At 63.9% G+C, this 12,623-nt stretch carries 12 protein-coding genes; 3 read left to right on the top strand and 9 right to left on the bottom strand.

The window, feature by feature from the left end; genetic code table 11:
* Positions 1–9: 9 nt before the first annotated feature.
* The 9 genes from kdpB to ENE74_RS04100 all read right to left on the bottom strand — a co-directional run bounded on the left by kdpB (position 10) and on the right by ENE74_RS04100 (position 9,126).
* A complete protein-coding gene (kdpB, locus tag ENE74_RS04140; RefSeq protein ID WP_127689336.1) occupies positions 10–2,058 on the bottom strand; it encodes a potassium-transporting ATPase subunit KdpB in 2,049 nt (682 codons plus the stop codon).
* A gap of 14 nt (positions 2,059–2,072) precedes the next feature.
* A complete protein-coding gene (gene kdpA / locus ENE74_RS04135) occupies positions 2,073–3,776 on the bottom strand; it encodes a potassium-transporting ATPase subunit KdpA (RefSeq protein ID WP_127689335.1) in 1,704 nt (567 codons plus the stop codon).
* 11 nt (positions 3,777–3,787) lie between these two features.
* Positions 3,788–3,877 carry a K(+)-transporting ATPase subunit F gene (kdpF, locus tag ENE74_RS04130; RefSeq protein ID WP_127689334.1) on the bottom strand — a complete coding sequence of 30 codons (90 nt, stop codon included), beginning with the start codon at positions 3,875–3,877 and terminating at the stop codon, positions 3,788–3,790.
* A 224-nt stretch (positions 3,878–4,101) separates the two neighbouring features.
* Positions 4,102–4,314 carry a DUF4169 family protein gene (locus ENE74_RS04125; RefSeq protein ID WP_127689333.1) on the bottom strand — a complete coding sequence of 71 codons (213 nt, stop codon included), beginning with the start codon at positions 4,312–4,314 and terminating at the stop codon, positions 4,102–4,104.
* On the bottom strand, positions 4,307–4,579 hold the full coding sequence (locus tag ENE74_RS04120; RefSeq protein ID WP_127689332.1) for a hypothetical protein: 273 nt from the start codon (positions 4,577–4,579) through the stop codon (positions 4,307–4,309). The genes ENE74_RS04125 and ENE74_RS04120 overlap by 8 nt, the downstream gene beginning before the upstream one ends.
* A 12-nt stretch (positions 4,580–4,591) precedes the next feature.
* The gene (locus ENE74_RS04115; protein WP_127689331.1) at positions 4,592–5,527 is read right to left on the bottom strand and encodes an NAD(P)H-dependent flavin oxidoreductase; all 936 of its coding nucleotides are present in this window, start codon (positions 5,525–5,527) and stop codon (positions 4,592–4,594) included.
* A 143-nt stretch (positions 5,528–5,670) separates the two neighbouring features.
* Entirely contained in the window at positions 5,671–5,988 is a 318-nt protein-coding gene (locus ENE74_RS04110) for a hypothetical protein (protein ID WP_127689330.1), read from the bottom strand.
* Between the two features lie 185 nt (positions 5,989–6,173).
* Positions 6,174–7,769 carry an isocitrate lyase gene (locus ENE74_RS04105; protein ID WP_127689329.1) on the bottom strand — a complete coding sequence of 532 codons (1,596 nt, stop codon included), beginning with the start codon at positions 7,767–7,769 and terminating at the stop codon, positions 6,174–6,176.
* A gap of 130 nt (positions 7,770–7,899) precedes the next feature.
* On the bottom strand, positions 7,900–9,126 hold the full coding sequence (locus ENE74_RS04100; protein ID WP_127689328.1) for a dicarboxylate/amino acid:cation symporter: 1,227 nt from the start codon (positions 9,124–9,126) through the stop codon (positions 7,900–7,902).
* A gap of 121 nt (positions 9,127–9,247) precedes the next feature.
* On the opposite strand from ENE74_RS04100, the gene ENE74_RS04095 reads away from it, so the two are divergent.
* From ENE74_RS04095 to ENE74_RS04090, 3 genes are all read left to right on the top strand, one after another.
* Entirely contained in the window at positions 9,248–10,528 is a 1,281-nt protein-coding gene (locus ENE74_RS04095; RefSeq protein ID WP_241241810.1) for an MFS transporter, read from the top strand.
* 105 nt (positions 10,529–10,633) lie between these two features.
* On the top strand, positions 10,634–10,792 hold the full coding sequence (locus ENE74_RS18455) for a hypothetical protein (RefSeq protein WP_241241809.1): 159 nt from the start codon (positions 10,634–10,636) through the stop codon (positions 10,790–10,792).
* Between the two features lie 130 nt (positions 10,793–10,922).
* Positions 10,923–12,578, top strand: a complete 1,656-nt coding sequence (locus tag ENE74_RS04090) for a TolC family outer membrane protein (RefSeq protein WP_127689327.1) — start codon at positions 10,923–10,925, stop codon at positions 12,576–12,578.
* Positions 12,579–12,623 lie beyond the last annotated feature (45 nt).

Here is a 12,623-nt window from a genome sequence, read left to right as displayed (position 1 = left end):
TTCGATCGCTCAGGCGAGGCCGAGGCCGGTGACGGCGAGGTCGATGATCTTGATGCCGACGAACGGCGCGATCAGGCCGCCAAGGCCATAGATCGCAAGGTTGCGCCGCAGCAGTGATCCGGCTTCCATGGGCGTGTATTTCACCCCCTTGAGCGCCAGCGGCACCAGCATCGGAATGATGATCGCATTGAAGATGATGGCCGACAGGATCGCGCTTTCCGGGCTGGCGAGGCGCATCACGTTGAGCACGCCAAGCCCGGGGTAGAGCACCGTGAACATCGCCGGGATGATCGCGAAATATTTCGCCACGTCATTGGCGACCGAAAAGGTCGTGAGGCTGCCGCGCGTCATCAGCAGTTGCTTGCCCAGGCCCACCACTTCGATCAGCTTGGTGGGGTCGCTGTCCAGATCGACCATGTTGCCCGCTTCGCGCGCGGCCTGCGTCCCCGTGTTCATGGCCACGCCGACATCGGCCTGGGCGAGGGCAGGGGCGTCGTTCGTCCCGTCGCCGCACATCGCGACCAGGCGGCCTTCGGCCTGTTCCTTGCGGATCAGCGCCAGCTTGTCCTCGGGCGTCGCCTGCGCCAGGAAATCGTCGACGCCCGCTTCGGCGGCGATCGCGGCGGCGGTCAGCGGATTGTCGCCGGTAATCATCACCGTGCGGATGCCCATGCGGCGCAGCTCGGCGAAGCGTTCGCGGATACCCGCTTTCACGATGTCTTTCAGAAACACCGCGCCCAGCAGCACGCCGTCCTGCGCCACGGCGAGCGGCGTGCCGCCCGCGCGGGCGATCTCGTCGGTGATGCGGCGCAGTTCGGTCGCGGCGGCGGTTTCGGCGATACCCGGATTGGCCTTCAGGATCGAATCGACGGCGCCCTTCTGAATCAGGCTGTCGCCGATCTTCACGCCCGAAATGCGGGTCTGCGCGGTGAAGGGAATGACTTCGGTACCCTTGGGCAACTGTGTCGTCGCGATGCCGAAGCTTTCGCGCGCCAGGGTGACGATCGAGCGGCCTTCGGGCGTTTCGTCGGCCAGGCTGGCGAGCAGTGCGGCGGTCGCCATCATGTTGCGATCGATGCCCGACAATATGCGGAACTCGCTGGCCTGACGGTCGCCGATCGTGATCGTGCCGGTCTTGTCGAGCAGCAGCACGTCGATATCGCCCGCCGCCTCGACCGCGCGGCCGGATTTGGCGAGCACGTTGAAGCGCACCAGCCGGTCCATCCCCGCTATGCCGATGGCGGACAGCAAGGCAGCGATGGTCGTCGGGATCAGCGTTATGAGCAGCGCGGCGAGAATGGCGACGGGGATCCCGCCGCCCGCATAGCGTGCGAAAAAGGGAATGGTGCCGACGGCGATCAGGAAGATGATCGTGAGGCCCACCAGCAGGATGGTGAGGGCGATTTCATTGGGCGTTTTCTGCCGCTCGGCGCCTTCGACCAGCGCGATCATGCGGTCGAGGAAACCCTGGCCCGGCTCCACGGTGACACGGACCTTGATCTGGTCGGATATGACGCGGGTGCCCGCCGTCACGGCGGACCGGTCGCCGCCCGCTTCCCGGATGACGGGCGCGCTTTCCCCGGTAATGGCCGCTTCGTTCACGGACGCGACGCCCTCGATCACTTCGCCGTCGGACGGGATCAGATCGCCGGTTTCGACCAGCACGACATCGCCGACATGCAGCGCGCTGGCGGCCACGGCTTCATGCCCTGCACCCTTGGCGAGCAGGCGCTTGGCCTTCAGTTCCGCCTTGGTGTCGCGCAAGGACGCGGCCTGCGCCTTGCCGCGCCCTTCGGCCAGCGCCTCGGCAAAGGTGCCGAAGAGGACAGTCAGCCACAGCCAGACGATCAACTGAAGATTGAAGCCGATCGGCAGGCCCTCCTGCCCGATGACGAGCAGGACAGTCAGCAGGGTGGCGACGGTTGCGGTGACGAACATCACCGGGTTGCGGATCAACTGCCGCGGATCGAGCTTGCGGAAAGCATCGGCGATCGCCGGTACGATCAGATCGGCTGTGAACAGCGATTTGGCGGGCGCTTTGCCATCGGTGCGGGCCATGATGTGAGGCTCCGTTAAAAGTTTTTGCCGGCCGTCATGGTGACATGATCGGCGATGGGACCGAGCGCGAGGCTCGGCAGGAAGGTGAGGCCGCCCAGGATCAGGATGATGCCGACGAGCAGCCCCACCCACAGTCCCCCGGTCGTCGGGAAGGACCCTGCTGTCGCAGGCGTATATTTCTTCGCCGCAAGGCTCCCGGCGATGGCCAGCATCGGCACGATTACGAAGAACCGCCCGAGCCACATGCACACACCCAGCAGGCCGTTGTAGAAGGGCGTGCCCGAGGTGATGCCGCCAAAGGCCGATCCGTTGTTCCCGACCGCGCTGGTGAAGGCGTAAAGGATTTCGGAAAAGCCGTGCGGCCCCTTGTTGAGCGGCCCGGCAAGGCCCGCCGTCGTTACGCTGGCGATGGCGGTTCCGCCCAGGATACACAGTGGCAATATGGCGATCGCCAGCACCGCCAGCTTCACTTCGCGCGCCTCGATCTTCTTGCCCACATATTCGGGCGTGCGGCCGACCATCAGCCCCGCAACGAACACCGCAAGGATGGCGAACAGCAGAAAGCCGTAGATGCCCGCCCCGACGCCGCCGATCACGACTTCGCCCAACTGGATGTTGAGCAGGGGGATGAGGCCGCCCAGCGCGGTAAAGCTGTCATGCATGGCGTTGACCGCGCCGCAGGATGCGGCCGTGGTGACGACCGAGAAGAGGGCGGAGGCGGCAATGCCGAAGCGGACTTCCTTGCCCTCCATATTGCCGCCGGTCAGACCATGGGCATGGAGCATCGGGGTGCTGGCCGCTTCCTGCCAGTAGACGATCGTCGTGCCTGCGAGAAACAGGATCAGCATGGCCGAGAGGATCGCCCACCCCTGCCGCGTGTTGCCGACCGCCTTGCCGAAGCAATAAGTGAGGCCGACGCCGAGCAGGAAGATCGACAGCATCTGAATGAGGTTGACGAACGCGCTGGGATTTTCGAACGGATGCGCGCTGTTCGCGTTGAAGAAGCCACCACCATTGGTGCCGAGCATCTTGATGGCTTCCTGGCTTGCGACCGGGCCAAGCGCAATTGTCTGCTGCGCGCCTTCCATCGTCGTGGCCACGATCTGCTGGGTGAAGGTCTGCGGTACGCCGCTCGCCACCAGGACGATCGCATAGACGATGCACACCGGCAGCAGGACGTAGAGCGTGACCCGCGTCACATCGGCCCAGAAATTGCCCAGGCTGTTCGCCTGTCGCCGCGCAAATCCGCGGAACAGGGCGAAGGCCAGCGCAATGCCGCTCGCCGCCGACAGGAAATTGTGGATGGTAAGGCCGAGCATTTGGCTGAGGTTGGACAGCGCCGCTTCACCCGAATACCATTGCCAGTTGGTGTTGGTGGTAAAGCTGATCGCGGTGTTCATGGCCCCGTCCGGGGTCAGGCCTACCATGCCGGGCGTGTTCAACGGCAACAGGCCCTGCAAGCGCAGGATCGCATAAGTGAACAGCAGCAGCACGAGGTTGAACGTCAGCATGTGCAGCGCATAACGCTTCCACGACTGTTCCTCGTCCGGGTCGATCCCGGCGAGGCGATAGAAGCCGCGCTCGACTGGTCCAAGGACGGCGTGCAGCGGGGTGCGCTGGCCTTCGTAGATTGCGAACAGCCACAGCCCGACTGGCTTGGCCAGCGCGACGAGGATGCCGACGAAAAGGAGGATGAGCGTCCAGCCCTGCCAGGTCATGGCGAATATCCCTAAAAGCGTTCGGGCCGCAGCAGCGCGGCCACGAGGTACAGGAGAAGGCCTGCGGCGGTGATCGCGGCCAGCCAGAAATCGGGGTTCATGATGCTGTTCCCTTGCTCATGCCCAGGGTCATGCGTCATCGCACAGGCGGACCCAGGCGACCGTCCCGAGGAACAGCCCGCCCAGAATGGCCAGCCACAAAATGTCCTGCATTGCCGATGCTCCCTTGCCGCCACGCGCGATTGCGCACGGTCAAGGGAGCCAGATAGGCGGGTCGGCCATTAGCGTTCGAGGGCAAACGCCAGCCCGTGCCATATGTTTGGCGTTAGTTTTCGGGCAATGCCGGGTCGTCCGGGATGTCCGGCGCTTCGCGTCGTGCACCATCCAGCCGCGCCGTCATGCGTGCGGTATCCCGTTCCGCGGCATGGCGTTCGGCCTTGGTGCGACCAAAGCGTGCCCGATTTTCCGCCGCGGTCCGTTCGGCCTCGGCGCGCTGGCGGGCCTTGCGGGCGCGCCGCAAGTTGATGATCTCAGCCATCTTGGTCGTCCCGTTCGAGCGCGATAGCCATATCCATGAAATTGCGCGCAGCCTCACGATCGGCCTCGTCCTTGAAGGCGACATCCAGGTCCGGCGCAACGCCCAGCATGTGCATTAGCGTCCACAATGCAAAGCGGCGCGGCCGGTCCGTCTCCATGCCGAAATCGACACGCATTCTTTCCGCACCCTCCGCCAGCGCGGCGGGGGCGACGGCCGCCAGATCGGGCGTGCCGAAATAGCGCAGCAGCAGCATCGCAAAGTCCATGGGCCTGTGCCTTTAGCCGCAGACACGCGCCTGGGCAGCGCGATATTCCCGGACCAGGCGTTCGACCAGCGTCGCCGTGGGCACCACGGCATCGACCACGCCGATGCCTTGGCCGCAGCCCCAGATGTCGCGCCATGCCTTTGCCCCGTCGAGCGCCGCGCCGAAATCCATCTTCGACGGGTCAGACACCGGCAGATTGTCGGGATCAAGACCCGCGCGCACTATGCTGGGGCGCAGATAATTGCCATGCACGCCGGTAAACAGGTTGCTGTAGAGGATGTCAGCCCCCTTGGAATCGACGATCATCTGCTTGTAGGCGTCCTCGGCATAGGCTTCCTGCGTGGCGATGAAGACCGAACCCATATAGGCAAGGTCTGCGCCCATGGCACGCGCCGCCAGGATCGCATCGCCGGTGGCGATCGCGCCGGACAGGGCGAGTGGGCCGTCGAACCACTGGCGGATTTCCTGGACGAGTGCGAAGGGAGACAGCGTACCGGCATGGCCGCCCGCGCCCGCCGCTACGGCGATCAGGCCATCGGCCCCCTTTTCCACCGCCTTGCGCGCGAAGCGATCGTCAATGACATCGTGCAGTACGATGCCGCCATAGCTGTGGATCGCATCGTTGATGTCCGGCCGCGCGCCGAGCGACGTAATGACGAACGGCACCTGATAGCGGACGCAAAGCGCCAGATCTTCCTCCAGCCGCGGGTTGCTCTTGTGAACGATCAGGTTGACCGCAAACGGTGCATCCTGATCGGTCAGTTCGGTGCGGAGCCGTTTCAGCCACTCTTCGAATACGCCGGACGGCCGCGCATTGAGCGACGGGAACGATCCGACGACGCCTGCACGACATTGCGCCATCACCAAGTCGGGCTGCGAGATGATGAACATGGGGGAGGCGATGGCGGGAACAGCCAGGCGGTTTTCAAGCAGTGCGGGTAGCGCCATGGCCGATATATCCTCTCGTCGTCCGCACAGTCTGCGGCTTTCGAGGGTCGTTATGTCGCGCGAATCGCCGGTGCGAAACGCAAAAATGCAAAGTGACGAAGGCCGTAGCGCCAACCGGGTGAGTTGCGCCCTCTGTGCAGCGGTCAGGCTGCTCTGAGATGATCGCTGATGACTGTGCGAGTCGGTGGCGGGGCGTCGTCGGTCATGCTGGCAATGCCGGTCCACCATGGCGCCAGATCGCCGGATGACGGCGTGACCGGCGATCCGTATCGTGGACAGGCAATCCACCGGCCGTTGCGCCAGATATATTTCCACAGCGGGTCGGCGTTGATCGGACATTGGACGAAGCGTCCCGGGACGAAGCGCTCGGTCGTGTTGCCAACCGGCGCATGATAGTCTGCACGCAATTCGGCGATAACCTGCCGTCGCGTACCATCTGGAAACAAAACAGGGACTGCCATGCGCCACGCTCTCCGACAGCGATTATGGTTGTGGAAAGACAACGGGGCAGAGGCAATATTGTTCAATTTATGACATGAAAATCATCGGGTTAACCTGCGTTAACCGATGACGGGCGGGTCGAAGGCAAAGGGGGAGGCCGCCGGTGCGACCTCCCCTTTGATATCCCTTTCTGGCGATACGCCGGTCAGGCGGCGAACTGGTTCATCGTGTTATGGACGCCGCCAGCCTTCAGCGCGGCTTCTCCGGCGAAATATTCCTTGTGGTCGTCGCCGATGTCGCTGCCGGACATGTTCTGGTGTTTGACGCAGGCGATCCCCTGGCGGATTTCCTGCCGCTGTACACCCAGTACATAGCCCAGCATTCCGGCATCGCCGAAATATTCGCGAGCAAGATTATCGGTCGACAGCGCGGCGGTATGATAGGTCGGCAAGGTGATGAGATGGTGGAAAATGCCGGCCCGCGCTGACGAGTCGCGCTGGAATGTGCGGATACGCTCGTCGGCTTCCGCGGCCAGCGCCGTCATGTCGTAATCCACGCTCATCAGGCGATTACGGTCGTAAATCGCCATGTCCTTCCCTTCCGCGGCCCATGCGTCATACACCTGCTGCCGGAAATTGAGCGTCCAGTTGAACGAAGGTGAGTTGTTGTAGACGAGCTTCGCATTGGGGATGACGGCGCGAATGCGGTCCACCATGCCTGCGATCTGGGCGATGTGCGGCTTTTCCGTCTCGATCCACAGCATGTCCGCCCCGTTCTGGAGCGAGGTGATGCAGTCGAGCACGCAGCGGTCCTCGCCCGTGCCAGGCCGGAACTGGTAGAGGTTGCTGGGAAGACGCTTGGGACGCAGCAGCTTGCCGTCGCGATTGATGATGACATCGCCATTCGCCTGCGCAATGTCGTCAATCTCTTCGCAATCGAGGAAGCTGTTATACTGGTCGCCCAGATCGCCCGGTTCCTTGCTGAAGGCAATCTGCTTGGTGAGGCCTGCGCCCAGCGAGTCGGTGCGGGCGACGATGATGCCGTCTTCCACCCCAAGCTCCATGAACGCGTAGCGGCAGGCACGAATCTTGGCGAGGAAGTCCTCATGCGGCACGGTGACCTTGCCGTCCTGATGCCCGCACTGCTTTTCGTCCGACACCTGATTTTCGATCTGGAGCGCGCAGGCCCCCGCCTCGATCATCTTCTTGGCGAGCAGATAGGTAGCCTCGGCATTGCCAAACCCGGCATCAATGTCGGCAATGATCGGCACGACATGCGTCTCATAGGTATCGATGGCGTTCAGAAGCTGCTTTTCCTTCACCTGATCGCCCGCCGCGCGCGCTGCGTCGAGATCGCGGAACATCATGCCCAGTTCGCGCGCATCCGCCTGGCGCAGGAAGGTGTAAAGCTCTTCGATCAGCTTCGGGACACTTGTCTTTTCGTGCATCGACTGGTCGGGCAGCGGACCGAACTCGCTGCGGAGCGCAGCGATCATCCAGCCGGACAGATAGAGGTAACGCCCCTTCGTCGTGCCAAAATGCTTCTTGACGGCAATCATCTTCTGCTGGCCGATGAACCCGTGCCAGCAGCCGAGCGACTGTGTGTAGTTCGCCGGGTTTGCATCATAAGCGGCCATGTCGGCGCGCATGATTTTTGCGGTATAGCGGGCGATGTCCAGGCCGGTGCGGAACCGGTTCTGCGCACGCATCCGGGCCACTGCCTCCGGGTCGATACTGTCCCATGTGCCGTTATGTGCGGCGACCGTCTGGCGCGTTTTCAGGATGTCGTCGTGATAGGTCATGCGTGCCTCCCTGGCAAAATCGATGCACGCGATGTAGGGAAGTTTACCGGCGGACGCGCAGAAACTCTGTCAACTTTCGTGCAAGACTGTAGCTATGCCGCGCTGCACCAATGATAAGTTGTAAAAATCATTACAAGTTGCGATCCTGCCTCCGCGCCAGCGCGGTGGTGGCCGCGACGTCCATGGTGACATTGCCGATAGTGCGGACGAGGTCGGGAATCATTTCCACCGCCACCAGCAACGCCAGCGGCGCGAGCGGCACGCCCATCGCCAGCGCGATCGGCGTGATCGAAGTCAGAAAACTGACCTGCCCCGGCAGGCTGATCGACCCCAGCGTGGTGACGGCCGCCACGACAGCCCCGGCGGCGATCGCGCCTGCGGACAGGTCCATGCCGACCCAATGCGCGACATAGAGGGCGACCGCCAGGTTCATGGCCGGGCTGGTGACGCGGAAAATCGCGACGGCGATCGGCAGGGGAACGCCCGCGACATCGGTCGGCACGCCAAGCTGCTGGCATCCGCGCAGCATGGCGGGCAGTGACGCGAGCGAACTCTGGGTGCTGAGCGCAACCGCCTGCGCCGGGGCAACGGCACGGACAAAATCCCGCAGCCGCACCCTTCCACCGAACAGCGCCATCGGATAGGCCAGCGACCATGCGGCCAGTCCCGCGCAGGACACGATGACGATGTAGTGGGCAAGCGCGCCGATTGCCGCCGTACCCGCTTTCATGCCGACGACGAAGGCAAGGGCGAATACACCCAGCGGTGCGATCCAGAGCACCCAGTTGACGATTTCCAGCATCGCCTTTTCGATCGCCCCGAACAGTCCGGTAATCCGGTCGCGCGCGTCGGCGTCCAGCCGTGTGGTCGCGATCGCGAACAGCGTAGCGAACAGGATCAGTGGCAGCATCGCATCATTGGCGGCCGCGGCAATGGGATTGGTGGGAACGATTGAGCGCAGGAAATCAGCGAGGCCCGGCGCAGCGCCGACAACCTCGCGCGACTGGCCAAGTGCGGCATTGAGCGCGGCGGCGGAGGCTGAGGGCATCGGCCACAGGCGCAGGAGTGCAGGGATGAGCAGCGCGGCGATCAGCGTCACCAGCCAGAGCAGCCCGATGAACAGCACGACCGATCGCAGCGCCAATGCGCCGCCGCGCGCACTGTCCGCAGTGCGGCCGATGCCCGTCACGAGCAGCGATATGACCAGCGGCACCACGGTCATGCGCAGCGCGTCGAGCCACAGATTGCCGATCGGTTCGGCGATTGTCGCGGCGGTGCCCCAGCCCATGCGGGCGCCGATAATGCCGACAGCGATCCCGACGACCAAAGCGAACAGGATGCGGCTGGTTTGTGACATGGACGTCAGGGGTAACAGGTGGCGCGGCGCAACGAAAGGGGGCAGCGGAAGGAGGGTGCCAGGTGTCGCTGGACGAAGGCGACGGTTGCATCCCGTGCAGTCGTCGTGTTCATAGTCGGTGATGTCCGCGCCTGACCTGTCTTTGCTCGCCAAGCGGCGCTTTGCCCCGCTGTTCGTCGTCCAGTTTCTGGGGGCGTTCAACGACAATCTGTTCAAGTTCGCACTGCTGTTCCTCGCCAATTTCAGCCTGTATCGCGCGGAGCCGGACAAGGCGGAACTGCTGGCGACGCTCGCGACGGGTCTCTTCATCCTGCCCTATTTCCTGTTTTCGGCACTGGCGGGGCAATTGGCCGACGCGTCGGACAAGGCGCGGCTGGTGCGTATCGTGAAAGGCGCCGAAATCGGCATCATGGCTTTGGCGCTCACGGGATTCTGGTCGGAATCCGTGCCTCTGCTGCTGCTGTGCCTCTTTCTGATGGGCCTGCACTCGACGATCTTTGGCCCGGTCAAATTCTCCATTCTGCCGCAACATCTGCACGGCAATGAAATCATGGGCGGCACCGGCCTGATCGAGGCAGGCACTTTCGTCGCGATCCTGAGCGGCCAGTTGCTGGCTGGGCTGATTTCGCCGTGGGAAGCCGGTATCGTCGCCACCTGCCTCGCCATGCTGGGCTTTGGCATGAGCCTGCTTGTCCCGCCCGCGCCTGCCTTGAGCACCGGCATCACCGTGGAGCGCAATGTGTTCAAAAGCACCTGGGCGATCCTGATGTCCGCCCGGCGTGGACGCGCCATCTGGCTTTCGATCCTCGGCATCAGCTGGTTCTTCGCGGTCGGCGCGATCCTGCTGGCGGAGTTCGCGCCGCTGGTGAGTGGCGTGCTCGGCGCGCGACAGGATGTCGCCACGCTCTTTCTGCTGATCTTCTCCCTGAGCGTCGCGAGCGGATCGCTGCTCGTCAACCGACTGCTGCGGGGCCAGGTCTCCGCCCGCTTCGTGCCGGTTGCCGCGCTGGCGATGGCCGGCGGCATGATCGACCTGTGGCTTTCCACCACCGCCTATGCCGTCGTCACACGCGATGCCACCATCGCGCAGTTCGTCGCAACCCCGGGAAGCTGGCGGATCATGGCCGACCTGTTCTGTATCGCTTTTGCGGGCGGCATGTTCATCGTCCCGCTCTATGCCATTCTCCAGACGCATAGTCCCGTTGCCGAACGCAGCCGGACGATCGCCGCGAACAACATCGTCAACGCCTTCGTCACGGTGGCGGTGGTGGCGATCGCGACGGTCATGCTGGCGCGCGGGGAAAGCGTGCCGGGGGTGGTCGGCGCCATGGGGGTTGCGACGCTCGCTGTCGCCGTCGTCTCCTGCTGGCTGTTGCCGGAAACACGGCAACAGGCGGCCTGATCCAGGGCTGCGTCCGCCCGGCCATTGGTCGCACGGCCGCCGGATCACAATCTTGCGTTAACCATCTTGTCGTAGGTCGTTTGTCGAACCGGACAGGAGCTACATATGCGCGACAAGGCGGACGATTTCACACAGCTATGCCGTCGGATGCAGCTGCTGATGCAAGACGCCGCGCCGCCGGTCTCTACAGCTCCCGAAGCTATCCGACTGGACGACATGGTGCGGCGCCTTTCGCAGCGCATGGCCCTGCGCCGCCCCCTGTGATCCTTGCACACCGATGAGCGATTACGCTTAATTCGATGTTAACCATATTGGCCCATTTCCCTTCTGCAACACAGTCACAAGCCCGTCGCTGACCAGCGCGGGGTTTGGAAAAGAGAAGGTCTGCAAGGGCATGAAACAGCATCCCTCCGTCGGTTTGACGCATGGCGCACGTCTGGCGCTGGTGCTTTCACTGTGCGTTTCGGGATCCGCGCTCGCGGCTGCGGACATGGCGAAGGTCGCCGGGCCGCTGCCGGACGGGACGCCTGTCGCCGCACTGGCGGCGTCGGATTTTGCGCAGGATGGCGGGTCCGCGCCGGTAGTGCCGCCGCCGCCCTATGTGCCGCCAGCATCGACGACGGCACCGCCCACACCGGCGCAATCCGGTCAAACCCCCTTGCCGGTCTTCGACGATCCCTATGCGGTACGGCCCGATGGCACGCTGCCGCCGATCCCCGTCGATCCGCAGCCGGTCGATCCCGCCGCAGCCGTCGCCGCAGCCCGCGCTGCCGCCGAACCGCCGGCCGGCGCCACCGAATCGCTGCGTGACGCGATTGTCGAGGCGCTGAAGGCCAATCCCGAGATCCAGATCGCGCTCGCGCGGCAGGATGATGCCAAATATGGCGTTCACGAAGCGCGCGCAGGCTATATGCCCCGGCTGGACATGACCGTTGCCATCGGTGGCGAACTGAACCGGCCGCAAATCGGCGCCAACACCGACCTGCGCCGCAGCGAAGGCGTCGTCACGCTCAACCAGAATCTGTGGGACTGGGGCACGACGATCAACGATATCAAGCGCGCCCGCGCAAGCTATCGCAGTGCGCAGTGGAGCACGCGCGAGCGGATCGAGGCCATCGCCTACGACATGTCGCTCGCCTATCTCAGTGTACTGCAACAGCAGAAGCTGGTCGAGCTTTCCAATGAGGAAATCGCGGCGAACGAAAAGATCGTCAAGATCGTCGCCATTCAGGAAGACCTTGGCCTCACGACACCGGCCGACGTCAGCCGTGCGACCGCACGGCTCGACAATGTGCGCGCCATCCTGCTCGATCGTACCAGCGCGTTGCAGCAGGCGCGCGAATCCTATCGCCGCCTGACCAACCGCCTGCCCGGTGTTGCGGTCGATCTGCCGCCGACGACGCCGGTGCTGCCGATGACGGCGGACGCCGCAGTGGCGATGATCGACACGCGCAGCCCGCGCATGGCGCAGGCGGTGGAGGATCGCCGCTCGCTCGATCGTCAGCGCGCCAGCCAGACCGGCACCTTCTTTCCGCGCCTCGCCATTCAGGCGCAGGGCAATTGGCGGGACGATGTTCTGGGCCGCACGGGCACCAATAAAGATGCCCGCGCAATGCTGACCATGACCTATAATTTCTTCAACGGCGGGGCGGACATCGCCGTGCGCAACCGCATTTCCGCGCGCCTGCGCCAGGCCGATTACGAACTGGATCGCCGCCGCCGCGAAGTCGAACAGGACATCCGCATCGACTTCAACGCGCTCGATGCGGCACGCGGCAAGATCGTCACGATCGAATCGGAAATCCAGTCGGCCGAAAAGGTCGTGGCGCTTTATGCGCAGCAGTTCCGTGAAGGACGCCGCACCGTGTTCGACCTGCTCGACAGCCAGAACATCCTGTTCAACGCGCGCGCCAACCAGATCACCAACATGACGGCCAAGAATGCCGCCGAATATCGCGTCCTGCAAAAGCTGGGCAGCCTGTTCGATCTGGTCAGCGGTGGCGAGCCGCTGCCGCAACTCGTCGTTCCGGCGCCCGTCCGCAGCAACTGAGCCGCTTTCGGGTCGCACGCAGTCGGTCCGCGCCCGTCGCAGGGT

Origin of the sequence: Sphingobium algorifonticola, from assembly GCF_004005485.1 — a bacterium.
GTDB classification, from domain to species: Bacteria; Pseudomonadota; Alphaproteobacteria; order Sphingomonadales; family Sphingomonadaceae; genus Sphingobium; species Sphingobium algorifonticola.
The sequence above is the reverse complement of the archived record's forward strand: the minus strand, read 5'-3'. Positions and strand labels throughout refer to the sequence as shown.

Coding starts and splice junctions, on each gene's coding strand:
- ENE74_RS04110 (WP_127689330.1), bottom strand. CDS start 5,988: ATGGCAGTCCCTGTTTTGTTTCCAGATGGTACGCGACGGCAGGTTATC.
- ENE74_RS04115 (WP_127689331.1), bottom strand. CDS start 5,527: ATGGCGCTACCCGCACTGCTTGAAAACCGCCTGGCTGTTCCCGCCATC.
- ENE74_RS04090 (WP_127689327.1), top strand. CDS start 10,923: ATGAAACAGCATCCCTCCGTCGGTTTGACGCATGGCGCACGTCTGGCG.
- kdpB (WP_127689336.1), bottom strand. CDS start 2,058: ATGGCCCGCACCGATGGCAAAGCGCCCGCCAAATCGCTGTTCACAGCC.
- kdpF (WP_127689334.1), bottom strand. CDS start 3,877: ATGAACCCCGATTTCTGGCTGGCCGCGATCACCGCCGCAGGCCTTCTC.
- kdpA (WP_127689335.1), bottom strand. CDS start 3,776: ATGACCTGGCAGGGCTGGACGCTCATCCTCCTTTTCGTCGGCATCCTC.
- ENE74_RS04105 (WP_127689329.1), bottom strand. CDS start 7,769: ATGACCTATCACGACGACATCCTGAAAACGCGCCAGACGGTCGCCGCA.
- ENE74_RS04100 (WP_127689328.1), bottom strand. CDS start 9,126: ATGTCACAAACCAGCCGCATCCTGTTCGCTTTGGTCGTCGGGATCGCT.
- ENE74_RS04120 (WP_127689332.1), bottom strand. CDS start 4,579: ATGGACTTTGCGATGCTGCTGCTGCGCTATTTCGGCACGCCCGATCTG.
- ENE74_RS18455 (WP_241241809.1), top strand. CDS start 10,634: ATGCGCGACAAGGCGGACGATTTCACACAGCTATGCCGTCGGATGCAG.
- ENE74_RS04125 (WP_127689333.1), bottom strand. CDS start 4,314: ATGGCTGAGATCATCAACTTGCGGCGCGCCCGCAAGGCCCGCCAGCGC.
- ENE74_RS04095 (WP_241241810.1), top strand. CDS start 9,248: ATGTCCGCGCCTGACCTGTCTTTGCTCGCCAAGCGGCGCTTTGCCCCG.